At 62.5% G+C, this 19,200-nt stretch carries 35 protein-coding genes and 1 pseudogene; 1 reads left to right on the top strand and 35 read right to left on the bottom strand.

What is annotated here, in order from left to right; all coding sequences use genetic code 11:
* Positions 1 to 2: 2 nt before the first annotated feature.
* Complete coding sequence (melA, locus tag C8D77_RS28615; protein ID WP_109670562.1) at positions 3 to 1,376, top strand: alpha-glucosidase/alpha-galactosidase; 1,374 nt, start codon at positions 3 to 5, stop codon at positions 1,374 to 1,376.
* A 16-nt stretch (positions 1,377 to 1,392) separates the two neighbouring features.
* Here the strand turns inward: melA and yacG are convergent, their stop codons facing one another.
* From yacG to C8D77_RS28445, 35 genes and pseudogenes are all read right to left on the bottom strand, one after another.
* A complete protein-coding gene (gene yacG / locus C8D77_RS28610) occupies positions 1,393 to 1,590 on the bottom strand; it encodes a DNA gyrase inhibitor YacG (RefSeq protein WP_023809262.1) in 198 nt (65 codons plus the stop codon).
* On the bottom strand, positions 1,587 to 2,216 hold the full coding sequence (locus tag C8D77_RS28605; protein WP_023809261.1) for a Maf-like protein: 630 nt from the start codon (positions 2,214 to 2,216) through the stop codon (positions 1,587 to 1,589). The genes yacG and C8D77_RS28605 overlap by 4 nt, the downstream gene beginning before the upstream one ends.
* Positions 2,217 to 2,237: 21 nt before the next feature.
* Entirely contained in the window at positions 2,238 to 2,456 is a 219-nt protein-coding gene (gene infA / locus C8D77_RS28600; protein WP_006200926.1) for a translation initiation factor IF-1, read from the bottom strand.
* Between the two features lie 199 nt (positions 2,457 to 2,655).
* On the bottom strand, positions 2,656 to 3,126 hold the full coding sequence (locus tag C8D77_RS28595; protein ID WP_109670560.1) for an arsenate-mycothiol transferase ArsC: 471 nt from the start codon (positions 3,124 to 3,126) through the stop codon (positions 2,656 to 2,658).
* Positions 3,114 to 3,599, bottom strand: a complete 486-nt coding sequence (locus tag C8D77_RS28590) for a UPF0262 family protein (RefSeq protein WP_109670558.1) — start codon at positions 3,597 to 3,599, stop codon at positions 3,114 to 3,116. The genes C8D77_RS28595 and C8D77_RS28590 overlap by 13 nt, the downstream gene beginning before the upstream one ends.
* 6 nt (positions 3,600 to 3,605) lie before the next feature.
* Positions 3,606 to 4,898: a histidinol dehydrogenase gene (gene hisD, locus C8D77_RS28585; RefSeq protein ID WP_109670556.1), complete on the bottom strand. Its 1,293-nt coding sequence runs from the start codon at positions 4,896 to 4,898 to the stop codon at positions 3,606 to 3,608.
* 7 nt (positions 4,899 to 4,905) lie between these two features.
* Entirely contained in the window at positions 4,906 to 5,340 is a 435-nt protein-coding gene (locus C8D77_RS28580; RefSeq protein WP_109670553.1) for a DUF2948 family protein, read from the bottom strand.
* 205 nt (positions 5,341 to 5,545) lie between these two features.
* Positions 5,546 to 6,838: a UDP-N-acetylglucosamine 1-carboxyvinyltransferase gene (gene murA, locus C8D77_RS28575; protein ID WP_109670551.1), complete on the bottom strand. Its 1,293-nt coding sequence runs from the start codon at positions 6,836 to 6,838 to the stop codon at positions 5,546 to 5,548.
* A 128-nt stretch (positions 6,839 to 6,966) separates the two neighbouring features.
* On the bottom strand, positions 6,967 to 7,161 hold the full coding sequence (locus C8D77_RS28570; RefSeq protein WP_109670614.1) for a hypothetical protein: 195 nt from the start codon (positions 7,159 to 7,161) through the stop codon (positions 6,967 to 6,969).
* A gap of 240 nt (positions 7,162 to 7,401) precedes the next feature.
* Complete coding sequence (locus C8D77_RS28565; RefSeq protein WP_109670549.1) at positions 7,402 to 7,719, bottom strand: hypothetical protein; 318 nt, start codon at positions 7,717 to 7,719, stop codon at positions 7,402 to 7,404.
* On the bottom strand, positions 7,716 to 8,165 hold the full coding sequence (locus C8D77_RS28560; protein WP_245951894.1) for a hypothetical protein: 450 nt from the start codon (positions 8,163 to 8,165) through the stop codon (positions 7,716 to 7,718). The genes C8D77_RS28565 and C8D77_RS28560 overlap by 4 nt, the downstream gene beginning before the upstream one ends.
* 94 nt (positions 8,166 to 8,259) lie before the next feature.
* Entirely contained in the window at positions 8,260 to 9,378 is a 1,119-nt protein-coding gene (locus C8D77_RS28555) for a site-specific integrase (protein ID WP_109670546.1), read from the bottom strand.
* Between the two features lie 196 nt (positions 9,379 to 9,574).
* Positions 9,575 to 10,045, bottom strand: coding sequence for a hypothetical protein (locus C8D77_RS28550; RefSeq protein WP_109670544.1), 471 nt, complete (start codon positions 10,043 to 10,045; stop codon positions 9,575 to 9,577).
* On the bottom strand, positions 10,042 to 10,344 hold the full coding sequence (locus C8D77_RS28545; protein WP_109670541.1) for a hypothetical protein: 303 nt from the start codon (positions 10,342 to 10,344) through the stop codon (positions 10,042 to 10,044). Before C8D77_RS28545 ends, C8D77_RS28550 begins: the two co-directional genes overlap by 4 nt.
* Before the next feature lie 12 nt (positions 10,345 to 10,356).
* Positions 10,357 to 10,542 carry a hypothetical protein gene (locus C8D77_RS28540; protein WP_109670539.1) on the bottom strand — a complete coding sequence of 62 codons (186 nt, stop codon included), beginning with the start codon at positions 10,540 to 10,542 and terminating at the stop codon, positions 10,357 to 10,359.
* Positions 10,539 to 11,159, bottom strand: a complete 621-nt coding sequence (locus C8D77_RS28535) for a hypothetical protein (RefSeq protein ID WP_109670537.1) — start codon at positions 11,157 to 11,159, stop codon at positions 10,539 to 10,541. The genes C8D77_RS28540 and C8D77_RS28535 overlap by 4 nt, the downstream gene beginning before the upstream one ends.
* Positions 11,156 to 11,857 carry a hypothetical protein gene (locus C8D77_RS28530; protein WP_109670535.1) on the bottom strand — a complete coding sequence of 234 codons (702 nt, stop codon included), beginning with the start codon at positions 11,855 to 11,857 and terminating at the stop codon, positions 11,156 to 11,158. Before C8D77_RS28530 ends, C8D77_RS28535 begins: the two co-directional genes overlap by 4 nt.
* Entirely contained in the window at positions 11,857 to 12,138 is a 282-nt protein-coding gene (locus tag C8D77_RS28525) for a hypothetical protein (RefSeq protein WP_109670533.1), read from the bottom strand. The genes C8D77_RS28530 and C8D77_RS28525 overlap by 1 nt, the downstream gene beginning before the upstream one ends.
* Before the next feature lie 201 nt (positions 12,139 to 12,339).
* A pseudogene (locus C8D77_RS28520) lies at positions 12,340 to 12,788 on the bottom strand (Ros/MucR family transcriptional regulator).
* A gap of 92 nt (positions 12,789 to 12,880) precedes the next feature.
* Entirely contained in the window at positions 12,881 to 13,150 is a 270-nt protein-coding gene (locus C8D77_RS28515) for a Y16D family protein (RefSeq protein ID WP_109670531.1), read from the bottom strand.
* Positions 13,151 to 13,453: a hypothetical protein gene (locus C8D77_RS28510; RefSeq protein WP_109670529.1), complete on the bottom strand. Its 303-nt coding sequence runs from the start codon at positions 13,451 to 13,453 to the stop codon at positions 13,151 to 13,153.
* Positions 13,450 to 13,800 (bottom strand): hypothetical protein, encoded by a 351-nt coding sequence (locus tag C8D77_RS28505; protein ID WP_109670527.1) that lies wholly within the window; start codon positions 13,798 to 13,800, stop codon positions 13,450 to 13,452. Before C8D77_RS28505 ends, C8D77_RS28510 begins: the two co-directional genes overlap by 4 nt.
* Positions 13,797 to 14,417: a hypothetical protein gene (locus C8D77_RS28500; RefSeq protein ID WP_109670525.1), complete on the bottom strand. Its 621-nt coding sequence runs from the start codon at positions 14,415 to 14,417 to the stop codon at positions 13,797 to 13,799. Before C8D77_RS28500 ends, C8D77_RS28505 begins: the two co-directional genes overlap by 4 nt.
* Positions 14,414 to 14,959 (bottom strand): hypothetical protein, encoded by a 546-nt coding sequence (locus C8D77_RS28495; protein ID WP_109670523.1) that lies wholly within the window; start codon positions 14,957 to 14,959, stop codon positions 14,414 to 14,416. Before C8D77_RS28495 ends, C8D77_RS28500 begins: the two co-directional genes overlap by 4 nt.
* Positions 14,956 to 15,318 (bottom strand): hypothetical protein, encoded by a 363-nt coding sequence (locus C8D77_RS28490; RefSeq protein WP_146211832.1) that lies wholly within the window; start codon positions 15,316 to 15,318, stop codon positions 14,956 to 14,958. The genes C8D77_RS28495 and C8D77_RS28490 overlap by 4 nt, the downstream gene beginning before the upstream one ends.
* Before the next feature lie 15 nt (positions 15,319 to 15,333).
* Entirely contained in the window at positions 15,334 to 15,738 is a 405-nt protein-coding gene (locus C8D77_RS28485; protein ID WP_146211831.1) for a hypothetical protein, read from the bottom strand.
* 14 nt (positions 15,739 to 15,752) lie between these two features.
* Entirely contained in the window at positions 15,753 to 15,881 is a 129-nt protein-coding gene (locus tag C8D77_RS38865; protein WP_281277048.1) for a hypothetical protein, read from the bottom strand.
* A 113-nt stretch (positions 15,882 to 15,994) separates the two neighbouring features.
* The gene (locus C8D77_RS28480; RefSeq protein ID WP_109670516.1) at positions 15,995 to 16,234 is read right to left on the bottom strand and encodes a hypothetical protein; all 240 of its coding nucleotides are present in this window, start codon (positions 16,232 to 16,234) and stop codon (positions 15,995 to 15,997) included.
* Entirely contained in the window at positions 16,227 to 16,409 is a 183-nt protein-coding gene (locus tag C8D77_RS28475; protein WP_109670514.1) for a hypothetical protein, read from the bottom strand. The genes C8D77_RS28480 and C8D77_RS28475 overlap by 8 nt, the downstream gene beginning before the upstream one ends.
* Entirely contained in the window at positions 16,409 to 16,750 is a 342-nt protein-coding gene (locus C8D77_RS28470; protein WP_109670512.1) for a hypothetical protein, read from the bottom strand. The genes C8D77_RS28475 and C8D77_RS28470 overlap by 1 nt, the downstream gene beginning before the upstream one ends.
* Complete coding sequence (locus tag C8D77_RS28465; protein WP_109670510.1) at positions 16,747 to 17,127, bottom strand: VVA0879 family protein; 381 nt, start codon at positions 17,125 to 17,127, stop codon at positions 16,747 to 16,749. The genes C8D77_RS28470 and C8D77_RS28465 overlap by 4 nt, the downstream gene beginning before the upstream one ends.
* On the bottom strand, positions 17,124 to 17,381 hold the full coding sequence (locus tag C8D77_RS28460; RefSeq protein ID WP_109670508.1) for a hypothetical protein: 258 nt from the start codon (positions 17,379 to 17,381) through the stop codon (positions 17,124 to 17,126). Before C8D77_RS28460 ends, C8D77_RS28465 begins: the two co-directional genes overlap by 4 nt.
* Positions 17,378 to 17,650 (bottom strand): hypothetical protein, encoded by a 273-nt coding sequence (locus tag C8D77_RS28455; protein ID WP_109670505.1) that lies wholly within the window; start codon positions 17,648 to 17,650, stop codon positions 17,378 to 17,380. The genes C8D77_RS28460 and C8D77_RS28455 overlap by 4 nt, the downstream gene beginning before the upstream one ends.
* Complete coding sequence (locus C8D77_RS28450; RefSeq protein ID WP_146211830.1) at positions 17,647 to 17,967, bottom strand: hypothetical protein; 321 nt, start codon at positions 17,965 to 17,967, stop codon at positions 17,647 to 17,649. Before C8D77_RS28450 ends, C8D77_RS28455 begins: the two co-directional genes overlap by 4 nt.
* A gap of 110 nt (positions 17,968 to 18,077) precedes the next feature.
* A complete protein-coding gene (locus C8D77_RS28445) occupies positions 18,078 to 19,193 on the bottom strand; it encodes a hypothetical protein (protein WP_109670501.1) in 1,116 nt (371 codons plus the stop codon).
* Between the last annotated feature and the right edge of the window lie 7 nt (positions 19,194 to 19,200).

Raw genomic sequence — 19,200 nt, 5'->3', positions numbered from 1 at the left:
GCATGGCAAGAAATCCCAAGATCACTTTCATCGGCGCCGGCTCCACGGTGTTCATGAAGAACATTGTCGGCGACGTGCTGCAGCGCCCGTCGCTTTCTGGCGCGACCATCGCACTGATGGACGTCAATCCGCAGCGGCTGGAAGAGAGCGCCATCGTCGTCAACAAGCTGATCGCGACGCTCGGCGTCAAGGCGAAGACCGAGACCCATTCGGACCAGCGCAAGGCGCTGGCCGACGCCGATTTCGTCGTTGTCGCCTTCCAGATCGGCGGCTACGAGCCCTGCACGGTCACCGACTTCGAAGTGCCGAAGAAATACGGCCTGCGTCAGACGATCGCCGACACGCTCGGCGTCGGCGGCATCATGCGGGGCCTGAGGACCGTGCCGCATCTGTGGAAGGTCTGCGAGGACATGCTCGCCGTCTGCCCGCAGGCGATCATGCTGCAATATGTCAACCCGATGGCGATCAACACCTGGGCGATATCAGAGAAATATCCCGAGATCAGGCAGGTCGGCCTCTGCCATTCGGTGCAGGGCACGGCAATGGAACTGGCCCACGACCTCGACCTTCCCTACGAAGAGATCCGCTATCGCTCGGCCGGCATCAACCACATGGCCTTTTATCTCAACTTCGAGCATCGCCAGCCGGACGGCTCCTACCGCGACCTCTATCCCGATCTCGTACGTGCCTATCGTGAGGGCCGCGCGCCCAAGCCCGGCTGGAATCCGCGCTGCCCTAACAAGGTGCGCTACGAGATGCTGACCAGGCTCGGCTATTTCGTCACCGAAAGCTCGGAACATTTCGCCGAATACACGCCCTATTTCATCAAGGAAGGCCGCCCGGACCTGATCGAGAAATACGGCATCCCGCTGGACGAATATCCCAAGCGCTGCATTGAGCAGATCGAGCGCTGGAAAGACCAGGCGCAGGCCTACCGCTCGGCCCAGCGCATCGAGGTCGAGGAGTCGAAGGAGTACGCCTCATCGATCATGAATTCGGTGTGGACGGGCGAACCCTCGGTGATCTACGGCAATGTCCGCAACAATGGCTGCATCACCTCGCTGCCCCGGGATTGTGCCGCCGAAGTGCCGTGCCTGGTCGATGCCTCCGGCATCCAGCCGACCTATATCGGCGACTTGCCGCCGCAATTGACCGCGCTGATCCGCACCAACATCAACGTGCAGGAACTGACGGTGCGGGCGCTGATGAGCGAGAACCGCGAGCATATCTATCATGCGGCGATGATGGACCCGCACACCGCGGCCGAGCTCGATCTCGACCAGATCTGGTCACTGGTCGATGATCTCCTGGCTGCTCATGGTGACTGGCTGCCGGGCTGGGCGCGCAAAAACCGCAAGAACGAAGCCGCCGCCTGATCGGCGGCGCTCGGCCTTAATTTGGAGCGTCGGGGTCCGTCTCTTCCTCGTCGTCGCGGGCCTTGATGACATAGGCGCCCTTCAGCCAGCGGTTGAGGTCGATGTCCTTGCAGCGCGTCGAGCAGAACGGAAAGGTGTCGCGCGCCGAGGGCTTGCCGCATTCGGGGCAGGGGCGCTTCGGGCGCAAGGGCGTGACCTTGGAGTCGGAATTCACAGCCGGGTTCCCGCCAGCCAGCCGCCATGCACCTTGAAGCCTTCGCCGCTCAACAGCGCGACGGTCTCATACAGAGGCAGCCCGACGATGTTGGTGTAGGAGCCGACCAGCTTGACGACGAAGGCGCCGGCGAGACCCTGGACGGCGTAGCCGCCGGCCTTGCCGCGCCATTCACCTGAGGCGACATAGGCGTCGATCTCCTCGCGCGGCAGCCGCTTGAAGCGCACCCGCGTCTCGACCAGCCGCTGGCGCAGCTTACCGCCCGGCGTGATCAGGCAGATGCCGGAATAGACCCGGTGCGAACGGCCCGACAACAGCCCGAGGCAGTTGGCGGCGTCGTCAAGGGTTTCTGCCTTGGGCAGGATGCGCCGCCCGACGGCAACCACCGTGTCGGCGGCCAGCACGAAGCCCGGCGCATAGTCGGCTTCGGTCTTCAGCGACGCGAACGCCTTTTCGGCCTTTTCCTTCGACAGCCGCTTGGCCAGCGAGCGCGGATGCTCGGCACGCAACGGCGTTTCGTCGACATCGGCCGGCAGCACACGGTCCGGCTCGATGCCGGCCTGTTGCAAGAGCTCGATCCGGCGCGGCGAACCCGAGGCAAGCACCAGCTTCTGCAAAATGCTCATCGCGGACCAATCGGGCTTTGCTTACTTGAAACGATAGGTGATGCGGCCCTTGGTCAGGTCGTATGGCGTCATCTCGACCAGAACCTTGTCGCCGGTCAGCACGCGGATGCGGTTCTTGCGCATGCGGCCGGCCGTATGGGCGATGATTTCGTGTTCGTTTTCGAGCTTTACCCGGAACATCGCGTTGGGCAACAATTCCGTCACGACACCCGGAAACTCGAGGACTTCTTCCTTCGGCATTCGATACCTTTGCTTGGATGGCAGTTCCGGCGCTTAGAGCATGATGCCGAAAAGTGTAAAGCGGTTTTCGGACGACATCATGCTCTACTTCTTGGTTTAGAGGCGGATTCAGATTTCAGGTCGAACAGACCTGAAATCATCCGACTCTAGCCGGAATTTCGGCGGAACCTATATGATAATCGCCCGCTTGTGAACACGCTTAATCCGTCGCGTTTTTTGCCTCTGGAAGCAAGAAACGTCGGCCTATGCGCAACTTCAGGCGCTCGCGCACGTCGCGATAACTAGCCATGATCTGTTCGCGCGTGCCGCCGGCATCGGTCGGGTCCGGCGTCGGCCAGTATTCGACCTCGACGGCGAGCGAGCGGGTGAGTTCGAGTGCCGCGTGGTGCGCCTCCGGCGCTAGCGTGACGATGAGGTCGAAATAGTCGTCCTCGAGATCGTCCATCGTCCTTGGGTGACGTTCGCCTAGCGTGAGGCCCTCTTCGGCCAGCACCGCATCGACGAACGGATCGCGTTCGCCGGCGCGAACGCCGGCCGAAGCGACAAAGATGGTGGCAGGCAGCATCCGCCGCGCCAGTTGCTCTGCCATTGGCGAGCGCACGGCATTCATGCCGCAGAGGAACAGGATCGAACGGGGCAGGGCGCCGGGTGCCAGGGCTAACCCCGCCAGTGCAGCACGCAGACCAGCGTGAACAGCCGGCGCGCCGTATCGAAATCGATGTCGATCTTGCCGGAGAGCCGGTCCATCAGCGTTTGCGAACCCTCATTGTGCAGGCCGCGGCGGCCCATGTCGATCGCCTCGATGTGGCTCGGCGTCGAGGAGCGGATGGCGTCGTAATAGCTTTCGCAGATCATGTAGTAGTCCTTGACGATGCGCCTCAGCGGCGTCAGCGACAGGATATGGGTGACGACGGCGGCGCCATCCTCGCGCGCCACGGCAAACACCAGGCGCTGCTCGGCCAGCGACAGTTTCAGCCGATAGGGCCCAGGGCCGCTGTCATTGACCGGTTGAAAACTGTTTTCCTCGATCAGGTCGAAGATCGCCACCGCGCGCTCATGCTCGACGTCGGGTGTCGAACGGCCGATCGATTCATCGAGTTCGACATCGATCAGCCTGGCGCGGGTTTGATCGGAGTCCGACATAACGGCCTACATGTTCAACCGTATGGCGACGGAGCGACCGTGCGCATCGAGGCCTTCCGCCTTGGCGAGCGCAATCGCCGCCGGCGCCAAGATACGCAGCTGCTCCGGTCCAAGCTTGAGGATCGACGTGCGCTTGACGAAATCGAGCACCGACAGGCCGGACGAGAAGCGCGCCGAGCGTGCCGTCGGCAGCACATGGTTGGAGCCGCCGACATAGTCGCCGATGGCTTCCGGCGTGTGGCGGCCGAGAAACACGGCACCCGCATTGCGCATCCGCGACAGGAAACCCTCGGCATCGTCGATGGCGAGTTCGACATGTTCGGCAGCGATGCGGTCGACCAGCGGCAGCGAGGATTCAATGGTTGGAACCAGGATCACGGCACCAAAATCGCGCCAGCTCGCCGCAGCCGTCTCGGCGCGCGGCAGGCTCAGCAGCTGGCGTTCGACCGCCTGTTCGACAGCGATGCCGAAGGCCGGATCGTCGGTGACCAGGATCGACTGCGCCGATGTGTCGTGCTCGGCCTGGGCCAGCAGATCGGCGGCGATCCAGTCCGGATCGTTGCTGCCGTCGGCTACGACGAGCACTTCCGACGGCCCGGCGATCATGTCGATGCCAACGGTGCCGAACACCTGGCGCTTGGCCGCCGCGACATAAGCATTGCCCGGGCCGACGATCTTGGCGACTGGCCTGATCGTCTCGGTTCCGTAGGCGAGAGCTGCGATCGCCTGCGCGCCGCCGACGCGGTAGATTTCCGACACGCCTGATATATCGGCGGCCACCAGCACCAGTGGATTGATGATGCCGCCCGGCGCCGGCACGACCATGACGATGCGCTCGACGCCGGCCACCCTGGCCGGGACAGCGTTCATCAGCACCGAGCTTGGATAGCTCGCCGTGCCGCCCGGCACATAGAGCCCGACCGCCTCGACCGCCGTCCAGCGCCAGCCGAGTTCGACGCCAGCGGCATCCGTATAGCGGTCGTCCTTCGGCCGCTGCCGCTCGTGATGGGAGCGGATGCGGTCGCGCGCGAATTCCAGCGCCTCGATCGTCTTTGGGTCGGCGGCCTTGTAAGCCTGCGCGATGTCGTCCTTCGAGACGGCGATGCCTAGCCCAGCCAGATCGGCGCGATCGAACTTCTGCGAATAGTCGATCAGCGCCGCGTCTCCTTCGGCGCGCACGCGCGCGATAATATCGCGGACCGCGGCATCGACATCGGCCGACACTTCCCGCTTGGTCAGCAGGAAGGCGGCGAAACGCTGCTCGAAATCGGCGTCGGACTGACGAAGCGTGATGGCCATCGGACGCTCAGGCCTTGTGGATGGGGCGCGAGGTGGCTTCCCACGCCCCGCCGATATCGGCAAGGCGGGCCTCGATGCATTCGACATCGAGCATGATCGTGCCGCCGCCCGCAAAGATCAGCTCGACGATACCGGCGGGCTTGCTGATCTCGATGAAGCTGATCGCCAGCAGTGATAGGACCTCATTCGGCTTGTCGCGGTCAATGCCACTGGTCTTGGCGCCGAGCACCCGGTCGAAATGCAGCACGGCCTGCCGCCGCTCATTGTGCTGGCGAAACAGGCCGGATTTCGCCTCCCAGACGAAACGGTTCATAGTCAGCAGGAAACGCTTGGCCGCAGGCAGGAATTCGAGGTCGCTGACTTTCAGTACGGCGTCCTGGACATGGGCCGAAACAATGCTCAGGTCCTGGTCGTCGAGTGCGATAAGCTTAAGGGCGGTCATACGGATTTCGCACCTGAAGGTTGATTGTTCAGCCTTCTGTTAGGCGGTCTTGGCGATCCGTGCAACCGCGCCAACAGCCCAGGTCTGTGCTGCCCCTCATCGCCTTGCCGGGCACTTCTCCCCGTATAGTGACGGGGAGAAGGACGCTGCCGTGAAGGATTTCGCCAATCTCCTGCCGTTGCTGGAGAGGAGCCGAGGTCGCGAGCTACGCCGAAATCCGCTCGATCACCGCGCCGCAGTTGGACAGCTTTTCTTCCAGCCGCTCGAAGCCGCGGTCGAGATGGTAGACCCGGTTGACCGTGGTTTCGCCTTCCGCCGCCAGGCCGGCAATGACCAGCGACACGGAGGCACGAAGATCGGTCGCCATGACCGGCGCGCCCTTCAGCTTCGGCACGCCGTCGACGATCGCCGTCTGGCCCGAAAGCGTGATGTGGGCGCCGAGCCGCGCCAGCTCCTGCACATGCATGAAGCGGTTTTCGAAAATCGTCTCGGTGATGCGCGACTTGCCCTTGGCCATCGTCATCAGGCCCATGAACTGCGCCTGTAAATCGGTCGGGAAGGCCGGGAAGGGTGCGGTCGTCACGTCGACCGGCGAAATGCCGGCGCCATTGCGCTTCACGCGAATGCCCGAATTGGTCGGCGTGATTTCGGCGCCGGTCTGGGCGATCACGTCCAGTGCTGTCTGCAGCAGCTCCGGCCGCGCGCCTTCGAGCACGACATCGCCGCCGGTCATGGCAACGGCCATGGCATAGGTGCCGGTCTCGATGCGGTCGGGAATGACGCGCACGCGCGCACCCGACAGCGATTCGACGCCGTCGATGGTGATGGTTGGCGTGCCGGCGCCATAAATCTTCGCGCCCATGGCATTGAGGCATTCGGCGAGGTTGACGATTTCCGGCTCGCAGGCGGCATTTTCCAGCACCGTCTCGCCCTTGGCCAGCGCCGCCGCCATCATCAGCACATGGGTGGCTCCGACCGAGACTTTCGGGAAGATGTAGCGGTTGCCGACAAGGCGGCCATTCCGGGTCTTGGCGATGACATAGCCGGTGTCGACGTCGATATCGGCGCCCAGCGCTTGCAGGCCTTCGAGGAACAGATCGACCGGGCGCGTGCCGATGGCGCAACCACCCGGCAGCGACACCTTGGCTTCGCCCATGCGGGCCAGCAGCGGGCCGATCACCCAGAACGATGCGCGCATCTTCGACACCAGCTCGTAAGGGGCCGTCGTGTCGACGATGTTGCGGGCGGAGAAGTTGATGGTGCGCGAATAGCCCTCATTCTGCTTCTCGCGGCGGCCATTGACCGAATAATCGACGCCGTGATTGCCCAGAATGCGGATCAGCTGCTCGACATCGGCCAGATGCGGGACGTTTTCCAGCGTCAGCGTGTCGTCGGTCAAAAGCGAGGCGATCATCAGGGGCAGCGCCGCGTTTTTCGCGCCCGAGATCGGAATGCTTCCGGAGAGCTTGTTGCCCCCGACAATTCTGATGCGATCCATGGAAGAACGTCCCTCTCGGCCAAAAAGGCCGGTTCAATCGTTTGAGTAGCGGCCCGTCTAGACCATTGGCCGGCTTGGTTCAAGAAATAGGATTTCCTGCTATCCGAACCAAGAGTGGCCGATTTGAGTTAATCTTTCCGCATTTCCTTCGAAGCAGCGAGCCCGTCCGGTCGCTGGTCGGCTTCTCCGGTGCGGCGCGAGCGCGACTGCGCCTTGCGCTTCTGCAGATTGGCGCGCAATTGCTCGGCCAGCCGATCCTTGCGGTTGGTACCGCCCTTTTTCGCTGGACCATCCTTTTTCAGTGGAATTACCTTGTCGTTCATCGTCCCGCCCTGGCTGGCGACCAGCCAGCCCGCCATTCAGGGATAGCCAACATTGTGGCGCCGCCATGTCATTAAAAGCTATCCGGCAAAGCCTTTCACAGAAGCGTTGCACTTGGCCTTGCGCTTGCCGGTTCGATATGGCAGAAGCCCCGCCATCAGCGGCTGCGGTAGCTCAGTGGTAGAGCACTCCCTTGGTAAGGGAGTAACCAAACTGGCACCACGCCGTTTTCCATAACAAAATCAATCGCTTGCATGGTCGTCTGTTTTCGACTGGTGTAAGGTCTCGGTGCCAGATTGGTTCTGATGTAACCACGATTCTGCGAGGCGCTTAGCTTCCTCTATCGTTTCTTCGCGCGTCCGCTCCCACTCGCGATATGGCGGGTCGCAGTCCTTTTCAAAATCGCGACCACGCTGCGCTGCCGCCGTGAAGGGTTCGGACCGGTTCCACTCTCCAGCGAAGTTGTCCCAGACTTCCCACGAGCCGAAATAGCCGGGGAAGATGCCGACATGGCCCTTGATGAAGCCGTCGACATGCGGTGTCCATCGTTCATCTGTCACTTTGCCGCCTCCAGCAGAACATCGAGATCAGCAGCCGCCAGCGCGTTGAATCCGACAGGTGTGTTCGGATACCACTGGAGCGTCCACACGCTGTCGGTATCGATCGCCTTCTGGCGCTGCTCGGAGCTCACCCATTCGAACCAGCAGTTTCCGCCTTCCTCCTGCTCGGCGATCCATTCCGCCACAGGCTGGTAGACGCTCTTGTGGTCGTCGTGGTGCAGCGTGAGCGACGCCTTGTGCTCGGGGAAGATGAGAGGTGGCGGCGCTGTGGGGCTGATCTCGCTCGTGACCGCCAACACCATGACGCCAGCTAGGATAGGCGTGCCGTAGCCGTCGCCGATCATCCCGACTTGCGCCTTGAAGGTCATGCCGGCGATTGTGACGTCAGCCTCGCCGCCGGTGAACCGGGCGAATGTGTCTTTCAGCGGCAGATCATCATTGGCCATCACGTGCTACCCTTCCTGTACAGATACCAGATGCATCCAGCGATCACGCTCCACTGCATGGCTATGGCGATAGCTGCGTCAAGGCGCGGATCCATCATCGTTCTCCGTTTGCGGCCTTCTTTGGCCTTTTCTTCCCGAACACCTTATCGATCACGCCCTTGCCTGTCTCTCCATGGGCGTAGTTGTCCATCAGGAGCTTCTTGGTTTTCCACCGGCCCTTGACGGCTGTGGTCGCAACGTCGATCCGGTTTTTCACGATCATCTCGGTGGCGAAGCTGTGGCGGCCCGGCTGGTGCGTGCCGAGATAGGGCAGCCCTGCCAGTTTGCAAATGCGCTTGATGTCCCGGTAGATCGAGGCGCGGCCGATATAGCCGAACAGCCTGTCGTTCGGCTTCTTGGCACCGCGCCCGCTGTGGCGCTCGCCGGAACGTTTCTGGTCCCAAGGGATGCGCACCTCCCACGCGGCCATGCGCTCCCGCCTCCACTCGCGCAACTGCTGGATTTCATAGACCATCTCGATGGTGAGGTCTGCTTCCCCATCCTCGCCGTTCTTCATGTCCCGGAAGATGACCTTGCGGTTCACCAGGTCGATGTCGGGGGAATCGTCCACCAGGTCGAGCGCGTCGGAAATGCGGGCGCCGGTCTGGAACAGGAATAGCATCAAGGCGCTCAAGCGCGGATCGTCGCTGTGCTCGCGAAAGGTGTCAATGTAGGAGCGGTCGACGGCGCGCTTCGCCGGCGCCTCGGAGCGCTTCACGTCGCGCTCATTCTTCGAAAAGCCCTTGATCAGCACCGTCCGACATTTGCCATCATTGGCGCTGTGGTTGATCACCGCCCGCGTCGGGATGATCACCTGCCGGTTCCATGTCGTATAAACCGCCTTGGGATAAAGCACCTTCGCCGCGGCGCGCACCGTCGAGCCCGTCATGGCCGAGATCCTGGTATCGGCGAAATGGTCGAGCAGCGGCAGGATGAAGCGCTTGTCCTTGCCGTCATCGAGGTAGGCTTCAACTGCCTCCGCGAAGGTGAAGCGGTCTTTGGGATCGAGAGCGACGTCGGCGCGCGCCTTGTTCTCGACATTCAGCCGCTTCCGGTCCGCTGCCGCTTCGTCAGTTTCGCCCGTGCTCTCGTGTATGCGCTGCTCGCCTTCCCTTGTCGGGACGGTGCCGGTGAGCCAGTAGAACCGGCCGCGCTTGTAGATGGTGAGCGGCATGACTTACTCCACAAAAACAACGCGTCGATCTGGCGCGGCGAGATCAGCACCTGCTTGTCGACATGGTAGCAGAGGCCAGCCTTGATCGCCTTGGCGCGCAACGATCTGGCGGACATGCGCAACCCTTTGTCGCGGAAACGCTCGGACCAGTAGTCGGGGGTTTGGGCGAGTGTCAGGAGTTCGGGCGGCTGATCGTTCATGCGGACAGTTCCGCGACCATCTCGCGCGCGGCGCCAAAGACCTCGCTCGGCGTGTCCAGTCGCCGTAGCACCTTCGGCGTGTCTTGATGGCTTGGATTCCAGTCGGTGAAATGGCAGCGAACCAAGTTTTCCAGCGCCGACCATGCGCATTCCTCGTCCCATTCGGGCTCGTAATAGCCGCTCATCGCGCCAACCATCACGGTGCCCTTCCGCGGGTGATCTGGCGGAGCCATCCAGAGCCAGCCCTTGCCCTTGGGCGCCGGCCTCTTGATCTCGCACTGGCTGATGCACTCGTCGTGCACCGACCGGCCGCGCTCCCAATGCTTGCGCGCCATGATCAGCGTTCCGCCAATGAAATTGTTGCCGGTGTTGTGATGCTCGGCGCGGAACTGCTCACGCTTGTCGCCGATCAGCGGCAGGAGCGGCGCGGCGCGCTTCGAGAGCTTTTTGAGGATGCGTAGGTTCATGCCGGCGGGATCACCTTCAGGTCGATGTCGACGCCGAGGGCGCTGCGCACAGCGTCGGCGGCGGCCTCGATGTCAGCCGTGTAGCTGCCGGATGGATCAGCCTTGACGCCGATGGTTGCCCGTAGCGTCGGCGTGCGCCATAGGCTGCGAGGCAACGTGGCCTGGATGAACATCGAACGTTCCGATCGATCGAGGCTCGGCTCGGTGCGCGTGAGCCGGAGGCCGCCGGCCTCCTCGAATATCAGCCAGAACCCGTAGATGACCTCGGCGCTGGTGACGCGGCTGTTGCGCGGGCTCATGGGTGCTTCCTCTCAACGGTCATCGCGGCAATCAGCGCAGTTGTGCTTCCAATCCCGGCCCACCCTGAAGATGCGCCAGCCCTCGTCCTTCGCGTGCTGGATCATGATATCGAAGTCGTCCTTGCCGAACACGCGGCCGGCGCTGTTGCTACACTCGTCGCAGCAGAGCTCGATCTTGTCGTCGAGGCGCTCGATCATGCCGGAGCCCCATCCGACCTTATGAAAAGAATCGTCCTGATCTTTTCGCGAATGGCGACGTTCCGAAAACCGCCTGAAACATGGAGCGGATCCTCGCCTTCAAGGTAGGCCATCGCCTCGGCGAGCGCGATCACTGCAGCCGGGACGGCCTCACGCATGCCGCGCTCAAACCCTAGCTCTTCCGTGATCCGAAGCTGCTCTTGGTGTCGGGCGAGCTGTGCATGATATGCCTTGGCGGCGTCCGTCGATTCACTGTGGATTGCCGCCCATGCGTCTGCCGCGTCGTTCTCCGCTCGGCGCAGAGCCGTCAGAAGGCTGCGTTCGGCGCCCATCTTGATCTGACAGGCCGGCTCGCAAGTCTCATCGCGGCCGAAATGGTCACGCGCGCACCGCTCGTCGGTGAACACCTCATCGCAATGGAAGCAGCGCCAGGCATGCGCGGCGTCGTCATAAGGCACGACCGTCCATGCGTCCTCATCGCCAGCATGAACGGCCTCGGCGTCTTCGCGGCGAGCGTATCGCGTCGCCTTCGATCGATCCTCGGTCCACTCGGGTCCTAGAGCAGTCCAGCAGCGCCAGCGCGTCTCGTCGCCGCTTCCAACGATCCAGCCGGTCATGGTTGTGTCCTCGTCGCAGCCGCATAAGTTTCGAACGCCTCACGGTCGCCGTTGCAGCATGTGTAGGCAGGCTGGAGCGGGCCGATGGATCGATTGCCCTCGCCGTAGCCGCGCCAAGGCCGCTCGGGAAGCTCAAGCCATGCGGGAGCGATCTTCATGCCAGGGAAGGTGAAGGCGACGGTTACGCGCTGCCAAATCCAGCCTTTCTGGCCGTGGAAAAAATCCGCCCGGGCGTAGTTTTGCCAATTCGGATGCTCGTTGATGAACTCGACTTCGGGAAAGCGCTTCCGTACGATTGCCTTGAAACTTTCGATCGCGAGTTGCTGCTCAGCCTCCTTGCGCCGCTGACGGCTGAGATGCTTGCGGCGACAGCGCGCGCAGCAGTAGACCGCGCTGTGCTGGCTGCCAATCACGCCATCGACAGGAAGATGGCGCTCGCGCAACTCGTCCTCGTCCATGCGCATGCCGCAGCCGTGGCACCCGAAATGCCAGCCGTTCTCGATCATCACCGAAACAGGGAGCGGCTTCCCGACATAGGCGTCAGCCCACGGCGCGCGCCGGCAGGAGACATAGCCGATCTCGCCGTCGGCGAACTCGTTGGCGCCCCACTTCTTCGCAACGATGTCGTGCTTCGCGAAATAGATCGCGCCGGTGCTCTCATCGTTCTCGGTGACGGCAAAGGCTCGAAGCGCGCTCATCAGTCGTATCCCCATGATCTGGCAATGCGGCAGAACTCATCGAAACCAGGCTCGCCCGGCCGCCCCGAGAGTTGCGATATCGGCGTGCCGAGCGTCGGCCGCTTTTCGCCAAGACAGCCGACGCAATGCGTTTTCTCGGGGTGCGCACCCAGATGAGCAGCGGCGCGCACCTCGTCCTCAACCCACTGGTCTCCATCGGGAAGGGCGCCAACGATGCCGCAGACGAACCGACGGGTGCGGTTGCTCTGGCCCCATTCGTCCATGATATGCAGCGTCGTCATTGTGCGATCTCCACGGCAAGCGCCGGATCTTCATTCCGAACGGGGGCCGATGCGAACATGGAGGCACCGCAATCGAGGCACACCCATTCCCCGTCTGCGCCATCCTCAGGGTCACAAGCGAACCAAGCGAGCGGATAGCCGCACTCTCGCCCGTCGCAGTAATATTTGCCGCTTGCGCCCCGTCGGATCATGGCGCTGCTCCTACTGGACCGCGTGACGGCCGTTGCGCGCGCCGCGAACCGCTGCCAGCTTGGCATGGCGGCCGAGCCCAGACGCCTTCGCCAGCGCAGAGCGCTTTTCCGAATAGCTCGGTGCCACCATCGGATAGTCGCCTGGCAGGTTCCATTTTTCCCGGTATTGCTCCGGCGTCAGGCCGAAGTCGGTGCGGAGGTGGCGCTTCAAGGATTTGAACTTGCGGCCATCCTCCAGGCAGATGATGTAGTCGGGGAAGATAGACTTCTTCGGGTTGACCGCCGGCACGAGAGGTTCGGCCGCAACAGACTGGACGAGCGCACCGCCGAGGCCGCGCACGCTGCGTTGACGCTCGCGATGAGGTCCGGCAGCTGCGCCGCCAGGACTGGATTGTTGGCCACGTAGGCTGAGACGATATCGGCTGTCAGTTCAATGAAACGGGCTTCGTTGTCTTCCATGGTAGGGTTTCCTCGGGTTGAATACTTTGCATGGGGAAGCTACGCCGTAACCAAAATGGTTACAAGATGCGCAAGCAAAGAATCTGGAGATTTCACCACAGATCCTCCGAATAGAGGTCGCGTTCGTTGCCCGTCGTCTTGGGCTCCTGTCCCGCGATATAACCGATCTGCCGGGCCTGCACCCGGTTCACGAAGCGGCCCTCGCTCGTCAGGAAGCCTTGGCAGAACGCCGGCAGGGCATAGTCTGGCAAGAACTGTTCGGCGCAGTGAAGCACCTGTGCGTGCCTTGCCGGCATAGGCAGGCTGATCGTAACGCCTTGATGCTGGATCGCAGCGGAGACGATGCGCTCGGCCCTCGTCATTTAGTCTTCCCCATCGATAGAGGGAGGGGCGACAGGCGGTCCAGGAAGCGGTTGCCAGTGCGTGAAAACGCCGGGCGAGCATAGCCCCTCACTGTCGACCCAGCCCTCAGCATCAAGGCCGGGGATGGCAGTTCGCTCCCAGCGGATGATGTCCATGCCGGTCGTCGGCGTCTTGTCGTCAACGTAGAGATACGACCAGAAGCCAAGAACCTCGTTTCCATCCTTCGGCGCGCTCTCGATACCGAGCCAGCCGTTGGCATCTGTCCCGCTCTTCACCGCCTTGCTAGGGGAGGGCTGGGTCATGCTGCCGGCCCATCTTGAGATAGGGAACGGGCGGCGCGGCGGAGTTGGCCCACGGTGATGCCCGCTGCGGATTTCCATGGGCGGTCGGTGGGCTGTTCGTAGTCATCTATGAACATTTCGTCTGGGATCTGTGTCCCGTGCGTAGCGGCCTGTGCCGCGAACGGCTCCAGCACATACTCAAGAGCGGCTACCCTCTGGCGCAAGCGAAGTATCTCGGCCTGGGTGGAGGCGAGGGCGGATGCGGCTTCGTACATCAAGGCGCTATCGCTGCCCCATGCGATTTTCTCACCCATCTCGATCATGCCGGCTTTGATGCGCAGCCGCTCGATCAGCTTGTCGATGCTCATGGGCGCACCAAGGCAGACAGGATGCGGGCCTCGTAATCGGCTTGCGCGGCTGCTTGCGCGGCTTCACGCGTCGGATGAGTGCCGCCGACAAATGATCCGCAGCCCACCGCCACGAATAGGCCATCCGCTTGCTGGTGCACGGCGTAGGCGCTGCCGAATGCGGTTCGCGTCTCTCCATCTTTCCACGGCAGCGCCTTCACCGCTCCCAGTTCTGGATCTGCGGGGGTGGAACCGAAGAACGTGGTGGGAGCCTGAACCGCAGCAGCCCGGATGTTGTCATCTATCGCGTCGAGCGCGGCTTGGGTCTCAGCGGAAATCGATGTGTCGAGTGTAGGCGCTCCCTCCCCTGGGGTGGGTAGCGATAGGGCTGCGATGCGACGGCGGACAAGCTTCAATGCGGCGTCGAAGTCTTCAATGCTGAAATCGAGTAGTGCGGCGTGCCAATGGTCGGCTTCATCGCGCGTCGTGTTGGTTGGGTCGATCTGGTCACCAGTTTTGCGAGCATGAGCGCGCTCGGCCTTGATGAGTTCCTTGACTGTCAGCAGGATATTTTCCGCGACGGTGCCGACCATCGCCTCTGTCACACCCTCTGCGGCGGGTTGGGTTTCGCCGGTCATGAGCGTTTCTCCTCGGTATCGGAAGGTGGGGAGGCGAGCGCTTCGAGGGTTTCTTGCGCTTCCTTCAAGGACGCCCACGCGCGCTTGCCCTGCCCATCGATCGGCACCGGCAGAACCATCAGCGCATGGACAACGCAGGCGAGGGCGCTTTTCGCAGACGCTCGCCAAGATGGCTCCGCTGCCCCGGCTGTACTGAGAGTGGCGCGTTCGCCGTATCGCGCCCATGCCAGCATTGTGGACAACTCGTCGCGAAGCCTGATCGGAAAAGCGTTGATGTCGTTCCTGAGAAACAAGGCGTTGATCTGCTTCCACTCGGGCTCGCCATCGTCGCGCATCAATTGCGAGATCGGCGGCTCGATTGCCTCTCCGCCCCCCGCTGCTATAGGGGTGCTGAGGGAGCGAATGATGGTGTCGCAGTGTTCGAGCGCGAAGTCGGCTATGAGGTTCCATGCCTCTTGCCGCGTCGGCGAATCCTTCTTGCCCTCGTTGTATTCTATCACTAGGCGCGAAAATTCCTGTGCGGGCGTCTCTACCCTGTTCATGGCTGGTTGCCTCCATTCGCGCGGGCGATGACTTCACGGAACTCTTCGACTCCAGCCGCCGCGAACTCGGGATCGGAGCCGAGATGGATCATGGCGTGTTCAAGCTTGGTGGTCGCCTTGATAAGAGCGGCAAGGAGGGCGGGAGCGGTGGCGATTAGATGAGCATTGGCAACAGCCTCATCGAACTTCGGGTTGTCGCCTTGCCGCCAATCGCTTCCATCGCCTTCACCGCTGCAATGGACGGTTGCCACGGCCCCCATGTAGCCATCTGCAAGTACGTAACCGCATCTGCAACCGACCGCTGGCCGCGCGAAATGCGGCAGAGACCACGGCGCGGGCGTATGCTTCGGTTCACTCATTGCTGTCTTCTCCATTCATGAACGGGCGAGAGGGGCGGGGCTTGTCGCGATCAGTTTCGGTTTCAGTTTGCCGCGTTTGGCCTTGGTCTCGACGGAGAGAGGGACGCCGGCGCGATCGGCGAAGATCGTCTCCAGAACCTTGCGCACCTGATCGGCACCAGGAGCGCCCGTGGCAAGGATCATCAGCGCCGCGTCGGCGAGAGCCTGGTTGATGTTGGCTGCCGTGGCTGGAACAGATGCCGCGGCGCGCACCTTCTCCCGGCTGCGGCGGCGCGAGAGCCGGAAGTATTCCCGCTTCTGGTCCTGATCGAGGGCGGTAAAGCTACCGGGCTTTGGCGCGTTCCTCCCTGCGAGCAGGTCGTGAAGCTTCATCAGCGCCACGTCGCGCGGATCGACTTCGTTTGCTTTTGACTTGTCCAAATCGGCGCCGTGCATCACTGCCCCGCGATGTTTGTGTGCTTCATGACGATGGCGGCGATGCTGTCGGCGCGGTTGTCGATCTCGATGATCGCGCGCTTGAGGTAGTTCGCTTGGTCGAGCGTCTCCTCGTAGGCGTGCTGCAACTAGGCGCGCAGGTTGAGGTCGGTCCGATCTAGCGTGACGCCATATTTGGCGATGCCGAGTTCGGACCGGCGCAGCAGATCGGCGCGAACGGCTTCAACGACGCTGTCGACCATCACTCACCGCCCTCGCCGGCCTTGCGCGGTCGCGCCTTGGTGATCAGTACGACCTCTCCATCGGGGTAGACGAGCTCGACCTGTTCGTTGCGGCCGATGCCGTCGAAGATCGATTGCAACTGACAATGCATGCGATCGATCATCTGCTCCAGGACTGTCATCTTGGCGTCGACCTGGGCGCGAGCGATGCGCTCCTGCAGGTCGGAAACGCGCTGGGGGTGCGGTACTTGGTCAGCCATTCAGTTTCTCCTCCATGAAGGTCAAGCGGTCGCGCATTTCGGTGATGAAACGTTCTACGGCATCCCGCCGGGCAGGCTCATCCGGGCTGTCGAGAATGTCGCCAGCCCATCCGGCAGCCTTGGCCGCCATCCGAATGCAATGCTGCGCGAACCGTTCGTTGGTGAAGGCCGCCATCACGAACTCCCCATGAGAAAGCCTGTCGCCAAACCCGCCAGCCAAGCTGCGGTCGGACTGCCAATGAAATCGAAGATGCGCTTCCTGGTGCTCACACGCGGCGGCGCCTCGACCTTCTGCTGCTCGACCTTGCCGAGTTGTGCCCAATGCTCGATTGGCAGCACGTAGGCGCCGGAGCAGATGTCAGCCAGGCGCTGGAGGCGCTTGGCGGCTTCGAATGGGCCTTCCACCTTAGCGATGCGCCGAACGGCGGCGTCCATGAACAGTTCGCAGGTGGCGATGTTGACCTGCTCGAATTGCATATCCGCCGCTGTGCGCGTGGTGAAAAAGCTGTCGCTCATGCCGGCACCACGAGGTTGCGTTGCGCCAACTCAACCGCCTCGGCAGGTGAGGCAATTTCAAACCGGGGATGCGCCTTGCCGTCCTCGTCGATGATCTCCAAGCAGTGCAGGCGAAAGAATCCGCCGAGCGTCCAGTCGCAGCCCTTGCCGGCAGGAGCGCCCTTCTTATGCGGGCCGGCATTGTTGAAGCGGCCGACGCAACTGAACGCTAGAAAGCGTTCGACCTCATCCATGGTCTTGCCGGCACCGGCGCCGATGAGCGAGCGCGCCGACTGAATCGTGCCGCAGAGCGGGCATTTGAACGCCAGGTCTTCGCGAGCTTCTACGCCCTGCTCTTTGAGCGCGGCGTGGAATTCTGGAATCGTCATCGTTTTCATGCCGCCCGCTCCTCGCCCGGTATCTCACCAACAAACGGCGCAAAGCCACGAAACTGGATGCCGGTATGCAAAAGCTCCGTCCATCCGCCTTCCCTGTCGCGGTAGACGAAACGACGCTCGCCATATTGCGAGAGGAGATCGACCACGACGCGCTCGGCATCTGTGGCAACGGTCGGCAGATCAGGCCGGAAGCGATCGGCGATAAACACGTACCCCGAAAGCACGGCTATTTCGCAGTAGCTTGCTCGTTTCATTTCTGCTCTCCCTGCACCTTAGCGATGTTGGCGACGATCTCGCCGATGCCACCGCCTCCAGCGCCGAACGCCTTCTCGATGGCTTCGCGGCCTATTGCTTGCCGGGCGGCCGCGGCACCCTCTGGCGTCGTCATGTCGAACGTGGCCATTGGCTTCGGACCGTCTGGAAACGCCCGCTTGTATGCGCGATCGGCTTCGGCCTCGCAGTAGAGGCAACCGCGACCTTGGCAGAACCGGCAATCGCGATAGCGCTTTCCGTCGAACCTCATCGGAACCCCTTATTGAGCTTCGGGAACGGGCGCGACTGGAGCTTGCGGCCCGGGATCTTGCGTTTGACCTTGCCCTGGCCGGTTCGACCTTCAAGGCGCTTCAATTTTGCGATCTCGGGCGCGTCCCGCTTGGCGGTCTGTACCCGATGCGTCGGCTTGTTGAGCGCCACCAGATTTTCCAGCGAACAGCTGGGAGGCACCGTATCCAAAGCCACAGGATCCCAGCGGCGGCGCTGCAAAGCCGGATCATGGTGAAAATCGATGCCATCCAGCGGGTTGAGGCGGTCGCCACCTGGCTCCTTGCCCATCTGGCGCACCACAATTTCCAGCTTTTCCTTGATCGTCAGCGGGCGCGGCCGCCATTTCACGGGCGGGCCAAGCACTGTCGCGCCATGATCAGGGAGGAATGCTACGCGCCCGGCCATGGTCAGCCGCTCGACAGCGGGTTGAGCGCAGACAGCCGCCGTTCTTTAATCCGGTCCGCCAACTGGCGGCTGTCTGCGTCGTCCTGGAACCGGGCTTCCACGTCAAACTCGGTCCAGATTTCCTCGACTTGAACTTCGTTCTTTGCGCCGGCGAGCGCGATCTGGAAGGATTCGAAGAACGCACCAAAGTCGAAGGGCTCGCCATCGCCCTCTCCCTCGTTCTCGGAAACTTCGGCGCCGTCGTCGTGCTGACCCTGTTCGGCGCGTTCGTCGGCATGCTGCTCTGCAGTTGCCGGCGCGTCAGGACTCGGCGGGCTTGGCGGCGACGGTGGCGATAGCCTGGCCGGTGCTGCTTCCTCATGGTGCTCGATCACCCCTCCGCCGATGCTTTCGCTCGCCTCGAATTCATCACGGATGCCGCCAAGAACGTCGCCGAAAAGCTCACGAAGGCCGAAGCCAGCGGCGCGCCATTGCAGCATCCGCTTGGGGTGGCGATGCCATGACGTGTCGTTTGGGACGTCATCCCACACCTGTTGATTGTTCTTCCAGACCTTGCCGCGGCGCGTGGCCCGATCGTCCCAAAGGCCGGCTGTCTTGGCATCCGCGACCGAATAAGCCTCGACCTTCATCTCGCCTGTGTCGATGCGCACGGCCTTGCACCAGCCGATGGTCCGCTCGTCGACGGTGTTCATCCCAGCGACGACATCCTTGTGCAGGCCGAGATTGATCAGCGCTTCCTTCGACGCATCGCGCAGATAGCCAAGCTCCAGCGATTTCGCCCTGCCCGACTTCCGAACGACGTTGATCAGACCATCGCCATAAAGCGCTGGCTTTCCGCCGATCACGGTGAAGGACCGGAGCGCTACCATCGGCGGCAGGCCGAGCTCAGCACCGGACATGATCACGATTGCAACCGCGCTCGTCGCCTTCTTTCCCCAGCGCTGCCAGACTTCCGGAGCGGCGGTCTCGGCTGGTTCGCGCCCGACGAGGGCTTGAGGCGCGACGCCTGCCTCAACGATCATTGTCGAGAGGCGCCAGGTTTCTTCCAAATTGGTCGGGATGATGGCGCTGATCGAAGCGCCAGCGACCAGTGCCGTAAGGTTGGGACGGTCGTTCATGGTGATC

It is taken from the genome of Mesorhizobium loti, from assembly GCF_003148495.1.
In the GTDB taxonomy this organism is placed as follows: domain Bacteria; phylum Pseudomonadota; class Alphaproteobacteria; order Rhizobiales; family Rhizobiaceae; genus Mesorhizobium; species Mesorhizobium loti.
Note: the sequence above shows the minus strand (reverse complement) of the source record. Positions and strands in the feature narration are given on the sequence as shown.